The sequence below is a fragment of the Enterobacter sp. MGH85 genome, from assembly GCF_001037655.1.
GTDB classification, from domain to species: Bacteria; Pseudomonadota; Gammaproteobacteria; order Enterobacterales; family Enterobacteriaceae; genus Enterobacter; species Enterobacter intestinihominis.
Window position 1 is genome coordinate 1,838,191 of record NZ_KQ089925.1, and the last position, 17,361, is coordinate 1,855,551.

Below are 17,361 nucleotides of genomic sequence, written 5' to 3' on the forward strand. Positions count from 1 at the left end.
TGAAAAAAGGCGCTCTGATGAGCGCCTTTTTTTATTTCAGGAAATCCTCGCGTACCGGCGTAAAGGTATCCAGCAAGGTGCCGGGTTTGAGGCAAACGCAGCCGTGCATCACGTGCGGCTTTTTATAGAGAGTGTCGCCCGCCGTCACCACATGCTTTTCCTCGCCAATGGTGAACTCAAATTCCCCCGAGAGAACGTAGGTGAGCTGCTCATGCGGGTGGTTATGCAGCGGGCCAATCGCACCTTGCTCGAAATTCACTTCCACCGCCATCATCCTGCCATCGTGCGCCAGAATACGACGCGTCACGCCGTTGCCCAAATCCTCAAGCGTGGTCTCTTTATGGAAAATAAACATATTTTCGCCCTGTTATGTAATGAAACATTGTTTCATTTAACTTATCTCAGCCGCAGCGAAAAGAAAACGTTTAGCCAAATAACTGGAAAGGCGATCACAAGTTTGCTTCACTGGGTGAAACGTACAGGAGGAAAGATGAAAACGATCGGTCTGTTAGGGGGCATGAGCTGGGAATCAACGATCCCGTACTACCGCCTGATTAATGAAGGCGTCAAACAGCGTCTGGGCGGTCTGCATTCGGCCAGCCTGCTGCTGCACAGCGTGGATTTCCATGAAATAGAAGCCTGCCAGTCGAGCGGGGAGTGGGACAAAGCCGGGCAAATGCTGGCAGACGCCGCACTTGGCCTGGAGCGTGCGGGCGCGCAGGGTATTCTGCTGTGTACCAACACCATGCATAAGGTGGCGTCGCATATTGAAGACCGCTGTTCGCTGCCGTTCTTACATATCGCGGATGCCACCGGGCGTGCCATACGTGCCGCCGGCATGACGCGCGTGGCGCTGCTGGGGACGCGCTACACCATGGAGCAGGATTTTTACCGCGGGCGGCTGAGTAGCCAGTTCGGGATTGAAAGCCTGATCCCGGAGGAGGCAGACCGGGCGCGCATTAACCAGATTATTTTTGATGAACTGTGCCTCGGCACCTTCAGCGAAGCTTCGCGCGCCTGGTACGTCAGCGTGATTGAGAAACTGGCGCAGCAGGGGGCGGAAGGAGTCATCTTCGGCTGTACCGAAATTGGCCTGCTGGTGCCGGCAGACCAAAGCCCGATACCGGTCTTTGATACCGCCGCCATCCATGCCGCGGATGCGGTGGAGTTTATGCTGTCATAAAGGTTTTTGCAGGTCAGGTAAGCGAAGCGCCACCTGACGCGCGTGCGCAATCAGGTGTTCACTAAAGGCATCAACCAGCGCTGAGGCGGGCCGGTGCAGCGGGCGGATCAGGCTTACGGTAAAGGGAACGGAAACGCTAAAACGGCGCAGAACCACGCCGCTGCTGGCGTAGTCCATAGCCGTGAGCGGGTTCACCACCGAAATACCCACGCCCGCGCGCACCATCGCGCAAATTGATGCCGCACTGTGCGTTTCCATCACCATCCGCCGCTTCACCTGATGTTCGGCAAACAGGCCATCCAGAAGCTGCCGGTAGCTGTCGGTCTGCGACAGGCTGATATAGTTCTCACCGTGAAAATCTGCCGGGGTCAGAACTGCTTTGAAAGCAAGCGGGTGGCTGGCAGGCAGCACGCAGACCTCATCCAGCGAGAGCAGCTCCGTGCGTTCCGTTCCCGCTGGCGTGACGAGGGTTTCGGTCAGACCCAGATCGTGGCGCTGGGCCGAAAGCCACTCCTCCAGCAGCGGCGACTCCTGCGGCACGATGGTCAGGCTGACCTCCGGATAGCGGGCCAGAAACGGCTGTAGCAGTACCGGCAGGAATGACTGAGAAAAGACCGGCAGGCAGACGATGGACAGCTCGCCCTGGCGAAACTCCCTCAGGCTCTCCGCCGCGCTCACGATCCTGTCCAGCCCGTACCAGGAGCGCTGAACCTCCTCAAAAAGACGTAAACCCTGCACCGTTGGATGCAACCTGCCGCGGGTGCGTTCAAACAGCTTCAGCCCCAGCACTTTCTCAAAACGCGCCAGCTCGCGGCTGACCGTCGGCTGCGAGGTGTGCAGCATCTGCGCGGCTTCAGTGAGATTGCCGGTGGTCATCACCGCATGAAAAATCTCGATATGGCGTAGGTTAACGGCGGGCATAGGGCACCTGATGGCTGAGCGTGTTCCATATCATTTTTGCATAGACTCACGATAAAACGATATTTTTTATTCTCTTCAGGCTATGGCGTAATGATAAAAAACAGAATACCGGAGACGACCATGCCACGCCCGCTCAACCAGACCGAAACCGATTTAAACGCCGATAACCTGCTGCGCCTGCCTGCCGAATTCGGCTGTCCGGTGTGGGTCTACGATGCGCAGATTGTTCGCGAGAAAATCGCCGCGCTGCATCAGTTTGACGTGGTGCGTTTTGCGCAGAAGGCCTGCTCCAATATTCATATTCTGCGCATGATGCGCGAGCAGGGCGTGAAGGTTGACTCCGTATCGCTGGGTGAAATCGAACGTGCGCTGGCGGCCGGGTTTGATCCAAAGGCCGATAGCGACGCGATCGTCTTCACCGCTGACCTGATAGACGACGCCACGCTGGCGCGCGTGCACGAGCTGCAAATCCCGGTGAATGCCGGTTCGGTGGATATGCTGGAACAGCTTGGGCAGGTTTCCCCGGGCCATCGCGTCTGGCTGCGCATCAACCCGGGCTTTGGTCACGGTCACAGTCAGAAAACCAACACCGGGGGCGAAAACAGCAAGCACGGGATTTGGTATGCCGATATGCCTGCGGCGCTGGAGGTTTTACAACGTTACAACCTTAAGCTGGTGGGTATTCACATGCATATCGGATCCGGCGTGGATTATGGCCATCTTGAGCAGGTCTGTGGCGCGATGGTGCGTCAGGTTATCGATTTTGGTCAGGATCTGGAGGCGATCTCCGCCGGGGGAGGGCTTTCGATCCCTTACCGCGAAGGGGAAGAGGCGATCGACACGGATCACTATTACGGCCTGTGGAGCGCCGCGCGTGACAGCATCGCCGCTCATCTGGGCCATGCGGTGAAGCTGGAGATTGAGCCGGGTCGTTTCCTGGTCGCCGAAGCTGGCGTGCTGGTGGCGCAGGTGCGGAGCGTGAAGGAGATGGGAAGCCGTCACTTTGTGCTGATTGATGCTGGCTTCAACGACCTGATGCGCCCGTCCATGTACGGCAGCTATCATCACATCACCGCGCTTGCCGCCGATGGCCGCGATCTGGTCAACGCCCCGCGCATCGAGACCGTTGTTGCCGGCCCGCTGTGTGAATCCGGTGACGTCTTTACTCAGCAGGAAGGCGGGAAAGTCGAAACCCGTTCGCTGCCAGAGGTAAAACCGGGAGATTATCTGGTGCTGCATGATACCGGTGCGTACGGGGCGTCTATGTCTTCGAACTACAATAGCCGTCCGCTGCTGCCGGAAGTGCTGTTTGATAACGGCGTGGCGCGGCTGATTCGCCGTCGCCAGACCATTCAGGAGCTGCTGGCGTTAGAGCTGGTCTGATTAAACCAGGGCCCTGTTGTCACCGAATCGCGTAACACCAGCGTGCCGGTGAACGGTGGGATCGCTTCAACCGGCTGGTTTTTTGCCAGCCGGATCGCCTGGTCGATCGCCGTCACGATCATGTTGTCGATCGGCAAATACACCGATGACAGGGCAGGCTCCAGCCACTTTGCGCTGGGGGCATCGTCAAAACCAAACAGCGAAATATCCTGCGGGATCTTCAGCCCGGCCTGGTGTAATGCTTTGGAGGCGCCCAGGGCCATGTCATCGTTACAGGCAAACAGGGCGCTGAACGATGTCTTTTCCGCAATCAGCTCCTTGCACAGCTCGTAACCCCGCATCATGCCTGCATCGCCGTATTTAATCCGCCGCTCATCGAGACGAATACCGTGCTTCTCCAGCGCCTTACGGTAGCCCATCAGCCGCGCTTTACCCGTTGGGGTGTGGATCGGGACGGTGATACAGGCGATCTCCCGATGGCCCTGGCTTATCAGGTAATCCACCGCTTTGAAGGCTGCGTCCTGCTGTTCAAAGAAGACGCAGCGATCCGCCGCCTGGCTCACTTCGCGGTTAATGATCACCAGCGGCGTCTGCACGCTGTTGATCAGCTTCAGGATCGTCTTTTCGCTCATGTATCGCGTGTAAAGCACGATGGCGTCGCACTTGCGGTCGGCGAGCATCTGCACCGCCAGTTCTTCCTGTTCAGGGGCATCGTGACCGTCGGTAACAATCAGCTGTTTACCGTGCGTTTCGGTCTGCCGTGACGCCTGCTGTAGCAAACGACCAAAGTAAAAACCGTCGAACGTCGAGACGACCAGACCGATGCTGTTGCTGGTCTGGTTAGCCAGCGAGCGCGCGAGAAAGTTCGGACGATAGCCCAGCTCCTCCATCGCGCGAAATACCTGCTGGCGCGTGCTCTCTTTAACCTGACCTGTGCCGTTCAGCACGCGCGAAACGGTGGCCTTCGACACGCCCGCACGCAGTGAGACATCCAGCATTGTTGCCATTCGAAATTCCTGTTTCCACGTAATGGTTTGCAGTTTAACACAGACCATCCGGCGCATAAGCGACGTGGGAAGGACAAAACCCCATAACGATCACGCTTTTCAGTAACGATCATCGCCCGCGGAATAAATGCCTGCCATTGGTATACCAAAATGGTGATAAATCATAATCTGGAATACCTCTAACGGCGTTGGGAGCTTAATCACAGAACAAATCGCCTGTGGACGCTATTTTTGGCATACCAATAGTATCCGGCTGTACACCTTATTCAATAAAAGCCCTTTTACTGAGGTATTACCCTATGGCATTTCAGGAAAAACTGATCGACGCTCTGGGCAGTTTTGCCACTACCTTCAACAGCTATCGCTATATCCAGGCGATCAAGTCTGCGTTTATTACCTTAATGCCAGTCATCATAGTGGGGGCGTTCTCGGTATTGATCTCCAATATGGTGCTGGATCCGAAAAACGGTCTGGCGAGCTTTCAGTCGCTGTCGTTTCTCGCGGCCTTAAAGCCGATCACCAGCGCGCTCAACTATGCCACGCTGAACTTTCTCAACATCGGCGCGGTGTTTTTAATCGGCATTGAGCTGGGGCGTATTAACGGCATTAAGTCCCTGTTCCCCGGCCTGCTGGCGGTGATCTGCTTTATCTGCGTGACGCCGACCACGGTGGAAATGCTGGTGGACGGTGAGATGCACGTGGTGAAAGATGTGCTGCTGCGCCAGTTCTCAGATACCCGCAGCCTGTTCCTCGGTATGTTTATCGCCATCCTGTCGGTGGAGATCTACTGCTGGCTGGAAAACCGCAAGGGGCTGAAAATCAGGATGCCGGACACGGTGCCGCCGAACGTTGCCGCGTCGTTCTCTGCGCTGATCCCGGCCATTATCACCACCACCGCCATCGCCACCTTTGGCTTCGTGTTTCATCAGGTTACCGGCATGTATCTCTACGACGCGGTATACCAGGTGGTGCAACAGCCGCTGGAGCGCGTGGTGCAAAGCCTGCCGGGGATCCTTCTGCTGATGTTTGTCGCCCAGCTGTTCTGGGTGATTGGTATTCACGGCAACCAGATGATCAAGCCGATCCGCGAGCCGCTGCTGCTGGGGGCAATCACCGTTAACATGAGCGCGTTCGAGCAGGGCAAAGAGGTGCCAAACATCATCACCATGCCGTTCTGGGACGTCTATATGAGCATCGGCGGCTCCGGCCTGACCATCGGCCTGCTGATAGCCGTCATGATTGCCACCAAACGTAAAGAGATGAAGGAGATAGCCAAGCTCTCCATCGGGCCGGGTATTTTTAATATCAATGAGCCGGTGATCTTCGGTATGCCAATCATGCTCAACCCGATCCTGGCTATCCCCTTCATCATCACGCCGCTGGTGACGGGCTCGATTGGCTACTTTGCCACCGTGACCGGATTTGCCGGGAAAGCCGTGGTGATGGTGCCCTGGACCACGCCGCCGCTGATCAACGCCTGGCTGTCAACGGCGGGCTCCATGGGGGCGGTGATCACCCAGTTTATCTGCATCGTGACCGCGGTGATTATCTATCTGCCGTTTGTGAAAATTGCTTCACGCCGCGCAGAGCAGGCCGCACTGCAACAAGCCACCGATAACGCATGAGGATACGATGAGCACAAAACAGATAGCCATACCGCAAGATTTTATTCTGGGCGCGGCGGCATCGGCCTGGCAGACCGAGGGCTGGAGCGGCAAAAAGCCGGGGCAGGATTCGTGGATCGATCTCTGGTACATGAACGATCGTCACGTCTGGCATAACGGCTATGGTCCGGCGGTGGCAACCGACTTTATCAATCGCTTCCGCGAAGATGTAGCGCTGATGAAGCAGGCGGGACTGACGCACTATCGCACTTCGATCAACTGGTCGCGCTTTTTAACCGACTATGAAAATGCGACGGTAGATGAAGAGTACGCCGCGTATTACGACGCGCTGTTCGATGAAATGCACCGTCAGGGCATTGAGCCGATGATCTGCCTGGAACACTACGAATTGCCGGGCGTGCTGCTGGAGACCTACGGCGGCTGGGCGTCAAAGCACGTCGTCGAGCTGTTCGTTCGCTATGCGGAAAAGGTATTTGAGCGCTTTCACGGCAAAGTCACCCGCTGGTTTACCTTCAACGAACCGATTGTGGTCCAGACGCGCGTCTACCTTGACGCGCTGCGCTGGCCCTATGAGCAGAGCACCAGCACCTGGATGCAGTGGAACCACCATAAGGTGCTGGCGACGGCGAAAGTGGTGAAGCTGTTTCGCGAGAAAGGGTATGACGGCACGGTGGGCTGTATTCTTAACCCGGAAGTGACCTATCCGCGCTCCCGCGCGCCGCATGACGTGCGAGCGGCAGAGATGTACGATCTGTTCTACAACCGCGTCTTTCTCGACCCGCTGGTGCACGGGCGCTATCCGCAGGCGCTCTTTACCCTGCTGGCGCAGCATCAGGTGCAGTGGGACTACACGGCTGACGAGCTGGCGCTGATTGCCGACAACACCGTCGATGAGCTGGGCATTAACCTCTATTACCCGCATCGCGTCAAAGCCCCGTCCCGCGCCTGGCACCCGGAGACGCCGTTCCATCCGGCGTACTACTACGAGCCGTTTGAGCTGCCCGGACGGCGAATGAACACCTCCCGCGGCTGGGAGATCTTTCCGCGCATTATTTACGACATGGCGATGCGGATTAAAAACGACTATCGCAACATTGACTGGTTTGTGGCGGAAAGCGGGATGGGCGTGGAGAACGAAGCGCAGTATCGCAATCGTGACGGCGTCATTGACGACACGTACCGCATCGCGTTTATCAGCGAACATCTCTACTACACGCTGCTGGCGCGGGAGGCGGGGGCGAACTGTCACGGTTATATGCTGTGGGCCTTCACCGACAATGTCTCCCCGATGAACGCGTTTAAAAACCGCTACGGGCTGATTGAGATCGACCTTGAAAATCAACGCGCACGGCGGGCAAAGAAATCAGCGTCCTGGTTCCGCCAGCTGCGCGATGAGCGTGTGCTGACGCTCAGGGTAGACGATGAATGGAAGTAAGCCTTCTGGTAAAATAGCGCACAAACTGGCCGGGGGGACGTCCGGCCCGCGCATTAACTGAAAAACACAGGTGAAAACGTGGATAAGGCTGTCATCCTGCCGGAAAAAAAACAGTACCAGGAAATTGGCGAGGATTTACGGGCGCAGATTATCCAGGGGCATTATCCCGTGGGATCGCGTCTGCCGCCGGAGCGCAACATCGCCGAGACGTATGGCGTCAGCCGCACTATCGTGCGCGAGGCGCTGCTGATGCTTGAGCTTCAGGGGACGGTGGATATTCGCCAGGGGTCTGGCGTGTACGTGATGCGCATTCCGGAAGAGCATGAAAACGAGGAAGAGCGTTTTCTGAACAGTGACGTTGGGCCGTTTGAAATTCTCCAGGCGCGTCAACTGCTTGAAAGCAACATCGCTGCCTTTGCCGCAAAAATGGCGACACGGGCGGACATCGACAACCTGCGCCGCATTATCGAGCAAGAGCAACGGGCGATTGCCGTCGACGATCGCAGCCAGGACAACAACAAAATGTTCCACCTGGTGCTGGCTGGGGCCACACAAAACCAGATGCTGCTGGCGACGGTTGAGAGCGTCTGGCATCACATGGACAGCAGTCCGCTGTGGCAGCAGTTCAATGGCCATATCGCCAGCCGCGCCTGGCGCCTGAAGTGGCTCGGAGACAGGCAAACCATTCTCGCTGCGCTCCGCCGCCGCGACGTGATGGGGGCGTGGCAGGCGATGTTCCAGCACCTTGAAAACGTCAAAAAGAGCCTGCTCGAGCTGTCAGACGAAGACGCGCCCGATTTTGACGGCTATCTCTTCGAATCGGTCCCTCTTTTCCAGGGGAAGCTGGTGTGAATATACTGCCGCTTCACGCTGCGCCGCAGTTTACACAGCAGGTGATCGACTGGATCTGGAACGCGTTTGGTGAAGGTATGCCGCGTGCCTTTTTCCAGAGCATTGTCGAGCACAGCCTGACGCCAGGCGAGTTACCGCTCACCTTTATTGCCGTTGAGGATGACCAGCTGCTGGGCACCGTTGGGTTGTGGCGTTGCGATTTAATTTCCCGGCAGGATCTTCATCCCTGGCTGGCTGCGCTGTATGTCGATGAAGCCGCGCGGGGAAACGGGCTGGCGGGAAAACTTCAGCAGCATGTTATCGGCTACGCGCGACGCGCCGGGTATCACGAGCTTCATCTCTGGTCTGCCTGCCGCGACTTCTACGAACGTTACGGCTGGCACTACATCGGTGATGCGCTGGAATACCCGGATAAAACCGTCCATCTCTATCGCTGTTCACTCACGGCTTCCGCGGGCGATACCACCGAGTGACGGCGCACTAAGGTTGGGCTGAACAGGTGGGTAATTTCCGGTGGCGGGCGATGCTCGGCCAGCGCTAACGCCAGTTCTGCCGCCTGCGTTGCCATGGTCACAATCGGGTAGCGCACGGTGGTCAGGCGAGGGCGCACGTAGCGCGACACCAGCACATCATCAAAGCCAATCAGCGAAATTTCTGCCGGGACGTCAATCCCGTTATCATTCAGCACGCCCATCGCGCCGGCGGCCATGGAGTCGTTATAGCTGGCTACGGCGGTGAAATTCCGCCCGCGGCCCAGCAGCTCGGTCATCGCCTGCTCGCCGCCACTCTCATCCGGTTCTCCGTACGCCACAAGACGATCGTTGCACGGCAAACCGGCTTCGCGCAGCGCGTCGTAATAGCCCTGAAGGCGATCTTCCGCATCGGAAATTGGGTGGTTGGAGCACAGATAACCAATTCGGGTATGGCCCTGCTGGATCAGGTGACGGGTTGCGAGCCATGCGCCGTAACGGTCGTCGAGCGCCACACAGCGGGTTTCAAATCCGGGAATAATACGGTTGATAATCACCATCCCCGGCATCTGTTTCATCAGATGGATCAGCTCGGCGTCGGGGATCATTTTGGCATGGACCACCAGCGCCGCACAGCGATGACGGATCAACTGCTCAATGGCCTGGCGTTCTTTCTGTTCATTGTGGTAGCCATTACCAATCAGCAGGAAATTACCGGTGTGATAAGAAACTTGTTCTACGGCTTTGACCATCGCACCGAAAAACGGATCGGATACATCCCCGACCACAAGCCCGATGGTTTCTGTCGACTGTTGGGCAAGGGCGCGTGCGTTGGCGTTAGGGTGATAATTCAGGTTTTCCATGGCGTCCTGCACGGCCTGGCGTGATGCATCACTCGCTTTAGGGGAGTTGTTGATCACGCGGGAGACGGTCGCGACGGAAACACCGGCCAGACGAGCCACATCCTTAATTGTCGCCATTCAATACCTTCTTATAGGGGTAAGCGTTTACACACTAACTAGTGTTGCGGAAAAGCGGCGCGCATTCAAGGGGAGCGGGTGAGCGTCCTCTGCAAACGTGAAGCAGAACATCCCTCGCGGTGTAATCGTTACACGGCCAGTCATGTCTGAATAATGTCAATCTGAACCTTTAGTTACACTTTGCCTCAGGCTGTTGCGATTGTCCGTTGGCAACGATGCGTTGTGAATTGCTAGAGTCGAGATCCCAGAGGTATTGATAGGTGGAATCAACTTCGGTTGATTAACACGATTTACACCAACCTGCGTTTTACGCAGGTTTTTTTTTGCCTGTAAGTTCAACCTGTAACAGCAAAAGAGATTATTCACACCTGGTTGCACTTCGGCTCATTCCCTTGCGTTTTCCTGCTGGCGAAGCCTGTCGCCGGAGGCCACAATCAAGATCCCAGAGGTATTGATTGGTGAGAATTCCTGGTACGTTTTCGTACTCTTCACTTGCACCAACCTGCGCGGATGCGCAGGTTTTTTTTCGCCTCTGTTTTTGCTATCGCTCCCTCACTACTTCTCGTGTAATCTGCCACCATTTATACCTTTCACACTGGCTGGCAAAGGGAGTTGAAATGCTTTTTGGGTTCTTCCGCACACTGTTTCGTGTCCTGTTTCGCATTCGCGTGACTGGCGATACGCAGGCACTCTATGGCGAGCGTGTTCTTATCACACCGAATCACGTCTCTTTTCTTGATGGCGTATTGCTGGCGCTTTTTTTGCCCGTGCGGCCCGTCTTTGCGGTGTACAGCTCCATCAGTGAAAAATGGTACATGCGCTGGCTCAGGCCGCTGATTGATTTTGTCCCGCTCGACCCTACCAAACCGATGATGATTAAACATCTGGTGCGTCTGATTGGGCAGGGGCGTCCGGTGGTTATCTTCCCGGAAGGGCGGATTTCAGTGACGGGCTCCCTGATGAAAATTTACGACGGCGCCGGTTTTGTCGCGGCGAAGTCTCAGGCCACCGTCGTGCCGCTACGCATCGACGGGGCTGAGCTGACCTTTTTCAGCCGTCTGAAAGGGCTGGTGAAGCAGCGTCTGTTCCCGAAAATTACGCTGCATATATTACCGCCGACGTCACTGCCGATGCCCGAGGCGCCGCGCGCGCGCGACCGCCGTAAAATCGCCGGGGAAATGCTGCACCAGATTATGATGGAAGCGCGCATGGCCGTTCGCCCGCGCGAAACGCTGTATGAATCGTTGCTGTCGGCGCAGTATCGCTACGGTGCGAAGAAAAACTGCATCGAAGACATCAACTTTACGCCGGATACCTACCGTAAGCTGTTGACCAAAACGCTGTTTGTCGGGCGTATCCTGGAAAAGTACAGCAAACAGGGCGAAAAGATCGGCCTGATGCTGCCAAACGCGGGTATCAGCGCGGCGGTGATCTTTGGTGCCGTCTCCCGGGGCCGCATTCCGGCGATGATGAACTACACGGCGGGCGTGAAAGGGCTCTCCAGCGCGATTACCGCAGCACAAATCAACACCATCTTTACCTCCCGCCAGTTCCTGGACAAAGGCAAGCTGTGGCACCTGCCGGAACAGCTGACGCAGGTGCGCTGGGTGTTCCTGGAAGATCTGAAAGCAGACGTCACGACCGCCGACAAGCTGTGGATTTTCGCGCACCTGCTGATGCCGCGTCTGGCGCAGGTTAAGCAGCAGCCGGAGGATGATGCCATTATCCTCTTTACCTCCGGCTCTGAAGGCAACCCGAAAGGTGTGGTTCATAGCCACAAAAGCATTCTGGCAAACGTCGAACAGATTAAAACCATCGCTGATTTTACCGCCAACGATCGCTTTATGTCGGCGCTGCCGCTGTTCCACTCATTTGGTTTGACCGTGGGTCTCTTTACGCCGCTGCTGACCGGTGCCGAGGTGTTCCTCTACCCAAGCCCGCTGCACTACCGCATTGTGCCGGAGCTGGTTTATGACCGTAACTGCACGGTGCTGTTCGGGACGTCCACCTTCCTCGGAAACTACGCGCGCTTCGCCAACCCGTATGATTTCTTCCGCGTGCGCTACGTGGTGGCGGGGGCGGAAAAACTCCAGGACAGTACGCGCCAGATCTGGCAGGACAAGTTTGGCCTGCGGATTCTGGAAGGCTATGGCGTGACGGAGTGCGCGCCGGTGGTCTCCATCAACGTTCCGATGGCGGCAAAACCGGGAACGGTTGGCCGTATTCTGCCGGGGCTGGACGCGCGTCTGCTGGCGGTGCCGGGTATTGAAGACGGCGGACGTCTTCAGCTGAAAGGGCCGAACGTCATGAACGGCTATCTGCGTGTGGAAAACCCGGGCGTGCTTGAGGCGCAGACGGCCGAGAACGTCAATGGCGAGGTTGAAACGGGCTGGTACGACACGGGCGATATCGTGCGCTTCGACAATCAGGGCTTCGTGCAGATCCAGGGACGTGCAAAACGCTTCGCCAAGATCGCCGGGGAAATGGTCTCTCTTGAAATGGTCGAGACGCTGGCGACCGCAGTCTCGGCGGAGAAAATGCATGCGACCGTGGTGAAAAGTGATGCCAGTAAAGGCGAGGCGCTGGTGCTCTTTACTACTGACGGTGAACTGAAGCGTGATGCGCTTCTCAGGTATGCGCGCGAACATGGTATCCCCGAGCTGGCGGTCCCCCGCGATATTCGTTACCTCAAACAGTTACCGGTGCTGGGCAGCGGTAAACCCGATTTTGTGACCCTGAAGGGCATGGTTGAAGAGGCAGAACAGCATAATGCGTGAGTCAGTACACACTAACACTTCAATCTGGTCGAAAGGCATGATGGCGGTTATCGCCGCCCAGTTTCTTTCCGCGTTCGGCGATAACGCGTTGCTGTTTGCTACGCTGGCGTTGCTGAAAGCTGAGTTTTATCCCGACTGGAGCCAGCCGATCCTACAGATGGTGTTTGTGGGTGCTTACATTGTATTTGCGCCGTTTGTCGGCCAGGTGGCAGACAGCTTCCCGAAAGGTCGGGTCATGATGTTTGCCAACAGCCTTAAGCTTCTGGGCGCGGCAAGCATCTGCTTTGGTATCAACCCGTTTGTCGGCTACACGCTGGTGGGCATTGGCGCGGCAGCTTACTCCCCGGCGAAGTACGGCATTCTGGGTGAGCTCACCACCGGCGATAAGCTGGTGAAGGCCAACGGCCTGATGGAGTCCTCCACCATTGCGGCTATTCTCCTGGGTTCGGTGGCGGGAGGTGTACTGGCAGACTGGCATGTACTCGCCGCGCTTGGCATCTGTGCCCTGATGTACGGTGGCGCGGTGATCGCCAACCTGTTTATCCCCAAACTGGCCGTGGCGCGTCCGGGACAATCCTGGCGCTTCGGGCCAATGACCGGCAGCTTCTTCAACGCCTGCCGCGTACTGTGGCGTAACGGTGAAACACGCTTCTCGCTGATGGGCACCAGCATGTTCTGGGGGGCCGGCGTTACGCTGCGTTTCCTGCTGGTGCTGTGGGTGCCGGTGGCGCTGGGTATAACAGACAACGCCACGCCGACCTACCTGAATGCCATGGTCGCCGTCGGGATTGTGGTCGGGGCCGGGGCTGCGGCCAAACTGGTAACGCTTGAAACCGTTGCGCGCTGCATGCCTGCAGGGATCCTGATCGGCGTCGGCGTTCTGTTCTTCTCCCTGCAACATGCCATATTGCCAGCCTATGCCCTGTTGTTACTGATCGGCGTATTAGGCGGTTTCTTTGTGGTGCCGCTCAACGCGCTTTTGCAGGAGCGCGGCAAGCAGACCGTCGGGGCTGGCAACGCCATTGCGGTGCAAAACCTTGGCGAAAACATGGCGATGCTGCTGATGCTGGGGATTTACTCGCTGGCGGTAAAAGCAGGTGCGCCGGTTGTGGCAATCGGGGTGGGGTTTGGCGCACTGTTTGCGCTGGCGATTACCGGGCTGTGGGTCTGGCAGCGTCGGCGGTGATATCTTTGCCGGGTGGCGGCTCCGCCTGACCCGGCCTACGTTTCGTGATGTTGGCGGATTTTGTAGGCCCGGTAAGGCAACGCCGCCACCGGGCAAATCGTCAACTTAAGGTGCCGGGTAAGTATAAACCTGATGCACCGCTTCAATCTCCGCTAAGACCTCTTCACTCAGGTTCAGGTGGAAACTCTCAATATTGGTTTTTAACTGATCCATTGTCGTTGCGCCGAGCAGGGTACTTGCCACAAACGGCTGACGACGCACGAAGGCCAGCGCCATCTGCGCCGAATCGAGTCCGTGACGCTTCGCGATATCCACATAGGCCGCCACGGCTTTTTGTGTCTGCTCGCCGCTATAGCGGGTGAAGCGGCTGAAAAGCGTGTTACGCGCGCCAGCCGGTTTCGCGCCGTTCAGGTATTTGCCCGTCAGGGTTCCGAAGCCCAGGCAAGAGTAGGCGAGCAGCTCCACCTCTTCGTACTGCGTCACTTCCGCGAGACCCACTTCATAACTGCGGTTCAGCAGGCTGTACGGATTCTGGATGGTCACGATCCGCGGCAGGTCGTGTTTATCGGCCAGATGCAGATAGCGCATTACGCCAAACGCCGTCTCGTTGGAAACGCCGATGTAGCGGATCTTACCCGCGCGCTGGCATTCCGTAAGCGCCTCCAGTGTTTCCAGCAGGGTGACGGCCGGAGCACTCTCGTTCCAGGTGTAGCCAAGCTTACCGAAGCAGTTCGTCGGACGCTGCGGCCAGTGCACCTGATAAAGATCGAGATAGTCGGTTTGCAGGCGCTTGAGGCTGGCATCCAGCGCAGCACGGATATTCTTGCGATCGAGGATCTGGTTAGGGCGGATCCCGGCATCGTTATTACGGGAAGGGCCGCTAACCTTAGAAGCGATGACCAGCTTTTCGCGATTGCCGCGTTTCGCCAGCCAGTTGCCGACATACGTTTCGGTAAGACCTTGAGTTTCCGGGCGGGGAGGAACTGGGTACATCTCCGCCACGTCAATCAGGTTAATGCCCTGGCTGACGGCGTAATCGAGTTGTGCATGGGCATCGGCTTCGCTGTTTTGTTCACCAAATGTCATGGTGCCTAACCCCAGCTGGCTGATCTCCAGAGCGCTATGGGGGATACGGTGATAATGCATAGCCGGTTTCCTTTTTTAGACATACAGACCGCGTCAGGAACCTCCCGACAAAGGAATATAAACATGGCAGAGGGAAGGCAAAAGGGGAAGGAAAAAATCAAAAAGGCCAGCAAGCTACTGACCTTTATCTGTTTAACGCTCGATGATCTGGGAGACTTCGTCGCGATTAATTTGCATTTGATTGCCTTCGCGATCGCGGTAACTCACCAGACCGGTATCGTCGTCGACTTCGGGTTTGCCATCGGTCAGGATCATACGACCATCTTTCGTTGACATGACATAGTCGCTGCTACAACCCGATACCGCAAACGCTAAACCGACTGCTGAGATAATTACTGCCCATTTTTTCATCGTTCTCATCCTCACCTGGCTCGTATCAAATCATAGTGTAGTAATAACCTGATATTACGACAGGTGAAAGGGGGGAAATCTTAAAAAGGAGGAGATTATGTTAGCCGGAGCGCAAAATTGGTAAAAAACTATGTTTTCAACAGGAAGTGTCGTGCCAGCAGTGCACCGGTGAAATTCTTTTTAAGATAGAAGCCGCGCGGCAGCGTCAGGATCGGTTCGCCCTGTGCACCTACCGCTTCAGTGAGCGCTTTGCTGTTGGCGGCTTTGGGACGGAGTTGCAGCACTTCGCCATGCCGGGCGGTGATCTGCTCAACCTGTCCCAGCACAATCATGTCCATCAGCTCTTCCCAGTCCTGGGAAAGCTGTCTCTCTTCTTCTTCATCCGGGCTCCAGAGCAGCGGGGCGCCAACGCGACGCTCTGCCAGCGGGATCTGCCTGTCACCCTCAACGGGTACCCACAACACCCGCTTCAGCTTATGCCTGACGTGGCTGGTTTCCCATGTCACTCCGCTATTACCCGTTAGCGGCGCAACGCAGACAAAGGTAGTTTCCAGTGGCCGCCCCAGGCTATCAATGGGGATCGTCTTCAGTTCCACCCCCAGCGCCGCAAAATCTTGCTCGGGTTTACTGCCCGCGCTTGCGCCCAGCCAACGTTCAAGCAACACGCCGATCCAGCCTTTATCGCGCTTCAGATCGTTGGGTATCGTCAACCCCGCCATCACGGCCAGCTCGCCCAGTGCATAGCCTGCCAGACGGTGTGCCTGCTGGAGCAACTGGGCTTCACTGACGGGAGGAGAGAGCAGTGGGGCGAGAGAATGCATGCCGACAACCTTTTGGTTAAAAAATGAACTGATATTTTATCCCTTGTGGATAGAGTTTACTTTTTTCTGAGTATATATTCCATGTGGATGATTTATATTATGTTTTTTAGGAATGTATCCCGTCGCGCCATGGCTAAAAAACAGGTTGTGCAATTCTGGTCACTGACAATAAACAGGATCTTACACCATGTTATCCACAGAAAAATGGGATAACTGCGAATAACCGCCACTACTGTTTCAATTTACAGCCTTGACGTGCGATGAAAATCGAATTTTCACACAAATTGTGCCTAACTTATTGGCACAATCTGTGGATAAAACCGACGCTGTTCGATCTTTCATCACCAGGAAGATCTTTGATGTGACGATCGTCACGTTAATCGCCTTTGATACCCTAAATTTACTTTTAACTAGATGAATTTAAATAATTTATATTAAGTTATGAAAATTTTCGATTCGCCGGGCCACAAGGTTGTTCATCGGTAATTCCATACTTCTTCACAACTATATCCACAGAAAAGGTGAATAAAAATGGTCTCAGTCGCCCTCATCTGTTTATAACTCCTCACAAAATTGTGAGTTATTCAAATGTTATTAGGTTGCAGGCCTGTAAGAGAGTGGTTTACCGCCTCCCTGTAGTGTGAAACAATCATTCATATATCAGATTTAGTTTGGGGTAGTCCGGTGATTGATGACGATGGCTACCGCCCAAACGTAGGAATAGTAATTTGTAATCGTCAGGGCCAGGTGATGTGGGCCCGGCGATATGGTCAGCACTCCTGGCAGTTCCCGCAAGGCGGGATCAATCCTGGAGAGTCCCCAGAACAAGCGATGTACCGGGAGCTGTTTGAAGAGGTTGGTTTAAGCCGAAAAGATGTTCGCATCCTGGCTTCGACCCGCAACTGGTTGCGTTACAAGTTACCGAAACGTTTGGTGCGTTGGGACACAAAGCCGGTTTGTATCGGCCAGAAACAGAAGTGGTTTCTTTTGCAGTTGGTGGGCAACGATTCAGATATCAATATGCAAACCAGCAGCACGCCAGAGTTTGATGGCTGGCGCTGGGTAAGCTACTGGTATCCGGTTCGTCAGGTCGTGTCATTCAAGCGCGATGTATACCGTAGGGTGATGAAAGAGTTCGCAAGTGTCGTGATGCAGCTTCAGGAGACGACTCCGAAGCCACAGAGCGCACCTGCCTGGCGACGTAAAAGAGGTTAAGCTACGCAA

Annotated in this window: 16 protein-coding genes; 9 read left to right on the forward strand and 7 right to left on the reverse strand. The window is 56.0% G+C overall.

Annotated elements, in window-relative coordinates; translation table 11 throughout:
- Positions 1-31: 31 nt before the first annotated feature.
- On the reverse strand, positions 32-355 hold the full coding sequence (locus SK51_RS08740) for a cupin domain-containing protein (protein ID WP_022649249.1): 324 nt from the start codon (positions 353-355) through the stop codon (positions 32-34).
- 135 nt (positions 356-490) lie between these two features.
- On the opposite strand from SK51_RS08740, the gene SK51_RS08745 reads away from it, so the two are divergent.
- Positions 491-1,183, forward strand: a complete 693-nt coding sequence (locus SK51_RS08745; RefSeq protein WP_023306862.1) for an aspartate/glutamate racemase — start codon at positions 491-493, stop codon at positions 1,181-1,183.
- Here SK51_RS08745 and SK51_RS08750 read toward each other — a convergent pair.
- Positions 1,178-2,104, reverse strand: a complete 927-nt coding sequence (locus SK51_RS08750; protein WP_022649247.1) for a LysR family transcriptional regulator — start codon at positions 2,102-2,104, stop codon at positions 1,178-1,180. The two genes, SK51_RS08745 and SK51_RS08750, sit on opposite strands and share 6 nt — an antisense overlap.
- Positions 2,105-2,224: 120 nt before the next feature.
- On the opposite strand from SK51_RS08750, the gene lysA reads away from it, so the two are divergent.
- A complete protein-coding gene (lysA, locus tag SK51_RS08755) occupies positions 2,225-3,487 on the forward strand; it encodes a diaminopimelate decarboxylase (RefSeq protein ID WP_023306861.1) in 1,263 nt (420 codons plus the stop codon).
- Here lysA and SK51_RS08760 read toward each other — a convergent pair.
- Positions 3,457-4,494: a LacI family DNA-binding transcriptional regulator gene (locus SK51_RS08760; protein WP_023306860.1), complete on the reverse strand. Its 1,038-nt coding sequence runs from the start codon at positions 4,492-4,494 to the stop codon at positions 3,457-3,459. The genes lysA and SK51_RS08760 overlap by 31 nt on opposite strands.
- Before the next feature lie 299 nt (positions 4,495-4,793).
- Here SK51_RS08760 and SK51_RS08765 point away from each other — a divergent pair, with 299 nt between their 5' ends.
- From SK51_RS08765 to SK51_RS08780, 4 genes are all read left to right on the forward strand, one after another.
- Positions 4,794-6,119, forward strand: a complete 1,326-nt coding sequence (locus tag SK51_RS08765; protein WP_006811828.1) for a PTS sugar transporter subunit IIC — start codon at positions 4,794-4,796, stop codon at positions 6,117-6,119.
- Between the two features lie 7 nt (positions 6,120-6,126).
- Positions 6,127-7,554, forward strand: coding sequence for a glycoside hydrolase family 1 protein (locus SK51_RS08770; protein WP_023298517.1), 1,428 nt, complete (start codon positions 6,127-6,129; stop codon positions 7,552-7,554).
- Between the two features lie 78 nt (positions 7,555-7,632).
- Positions 7,633-8,406: a GntR family transcriptional regulator gene (locus SK51_RS08775; RefSeq protein ID WP_022649243.1), complete on the forward strand. Its 774-nt coding sequence runs from the start codon at positions 7,633-7,635 to the stop codon at positions 8,404-8,406.
- Positions 8,403-8,879 carry a GNAT family N-acetyltransferase gene (locus SK51_RS08780; protein ID WP_023306858.1) on the forward strand — a complete coding sequence of 159 codons (477 nt, stop codon included), beginning with the start codon at positions 8,403-8,405 and terminating at the stop codon, positions 8,877-8,879. Before SK51_RS08775 ends, SK51_RS08780 begins: the two co-directional genes overlap by 4 nt.
- Here the strand turns inward: SK51_RS08780 and galR are convergent.
- Positions 8,834-9,856 (reverse strand): HTH-type transcriptional regulator GalR, encoded by a 1,023-nt coding sequence (gene galR, locus SK51_RS08785; RefSeq protein WP_003862806.1) that lies wholly within the window; start codon positions 9,854-9,856, stop codon positions 8,834-8,836. The two genes, SK51_RS08780 and galR, sit on opposite strands and share 46 nt — an antisense overlap.
- Positions 9,857-10,473: 617 nt before the next feature.
- On the opposite strand from galR, the gene aas reads away from it, so the two are divergent.
- Both aas and lplT read left to right on the forward strand, forming a co-directional pair.
- On the forward strand, positions 10,474-12,633 hold the full coding sequence (gene aas, locus SK51_RS08790; protein ID WP_023306857.1) for a bifunctional acyl-ACP--phospholipid O-acyltransferase/long-chain-fatty-acid--ACP ligase: 2,160 nt from the start codon (positions 10,474-10,476) through the stop codon (positions 12,631-12,633).
- Positions 12,626-13,819 carry a lysophospholipid transporter LplT gene (lplT, locus tag SK51_RS08795; RefSeq protein WP_022649240.1) on the forward strand — a complete coding sequence of 398 codons (1,194 nt, stop codon included), beginning with the start codon at positions 12,626-12,628 and terminating at the stop codon, positions 13,817-13,819. The genes aas and lplT overlap by 8 nt, the downstream gene beginning before the upstream one ends.
- 105 nt (positions 13,820-13,924) lie before the next feature.
- Here the strand turns inward: lplT and SK51_RS08800 are convergent, their stop codons facing one another.
- The 3 genes from SK51_RS08800 to mutH all read right to left on the reverse strand — a co-directional run bounded on the left by SK51_RS08800 (position 13,925) and on the right by mutH (position 16,137).
- On the reverse strand, positions 13,925-14,965 hold the full coding sequence (locus SK51_RS08800; RefSeq protein ID WP_023306856.1) for an NADP(H)-dependent aldo-keto reductase: 1,041 nt from the start codon (positions 14,963-14,965) through the stop codon (positions 13,925-13,927).
- A gap of 132 nt (positions 14,966-15,097) precedes the next feature.
- Entirely contained in the window at positions 15,098-15,316 is a 219-nt protein-coding gene (locus tag SK51_RS08805) for a YgdI/YgdR family lipoprotein (protein ID WP_003862794.1), read from the reverse strand.
- A gap of 128 nt (positions 15,317-15,444) precedes the next feature.
- Positions 15,445-16,137: a DNA mismatch repair endonuclease MutH gene (gene mutH / locus SK51_RS08810; protein ID WP_023306855.1), complete on the reverse strand. Its 693-nt coding sequence runs from the start codon at positions 16,135-16,137 to the stop codon at positions 15,445-15,447.
- Between the two features lie 684 nt (positions 16,138-16,821).
- Between mutH and rppH the strand changes: the two genes are divergently transcribed.
- Entirely contained in the window at positions 16,822-17,352 is a 531-nt protein-coding gene (gene rppH / locus SK51_RS08815) for an RNA pyrophosphohydrolase (RefSeq protein ID WP_032622373.1), read from the forward strand.
- Positions 17,353-17,361: the final 9 nt, after the last annotated feature.

Coding starts and splice junctions, on each gene's coding strand:
- SK51_RS08740 (WP_022649249.1), bottom strand. CDS start 355: ATGTTTATTTTCCATAAAGAGACCACGCTTGAGGATTTGGGCAACGGC.
- SK51_RS08745 (WP_023306862.1), top strand. CDS start 491: ATGAAAACGATCGGTCTGTTAGGGGGCATGAGCTGGGAATCAACGATC.
- SK51_RS08750 (WP_022649247.1), bottom strand. CDS start 2,104: ATGCCCGCCGTTAACCTACGCCATATCGAGATTTTTCATGCGGTGATG.
- lysA (WP_023306861.1), top strand. CDS start 2,225: ATGCCACGCCCGCTCAACCAGACCGAAACCGATTTAAACGCCGATAAC.
- SK51_RS08760 (WP_023306860.1), bottom strand. CDS start 4,494: ATGGCAACAATGCTGGATGTCTCACTGCGTGCGGGCGTGTCGAAGGCC.
- SK51_RS08765 (WP_006811828.1), top strand. CDS start 4,794: ATGGCATTTCAGGAAAAACTGATCGACGCTCTGGGCAGTTTTGCCACT.
- SK51_RS08770 (WP_023298517.1), top strand. CDS start 6,127: ATGAGCACAAAACAGATAGCCATACCGCAAGATTTTATTCTGGGCGCG.
- galR (WP_003862806.1), bottom strand. CDS start 9,856: ATGGCGACAATTAAGGATGTGGCTCGTCTGGCCGGTGTTTCCGTCGCG.
- aas (WP_023306857.1), top strand. CDS start 10,474: ATGCTTTTTGGGTTCTTCCGCACACTGTTTCGTGTCCTGTTTCGCATT.
- lplT (WP_022649240.1), top strand. CDS start 12,626: ATGCGTGAGTCAGTACACACTAACACTTCAATCTGGTCGAAAGGCATG.
- SK51_RS08800 (WP_023306856.1), bottom strand. CDS start 14,965: ATGCATTATCACCGTATCCCCCATAGCGCTCTGGAGATCAGCCAGCTG.
- SK51_RS08805 (WP_003862794.1), bottom strand. CDS start 15,316: ATGAAAAAATGGGCAGTAATTATCTCAGCAGTCGGTTTAGCGTTTGCG.
- mutH (WP_023306855.1), bottom strand. CDS start 16,137: ATGCATTCTCTCGCCCCACTGCTCTCTCCTCCCGTCAGTGAAGCCCAG.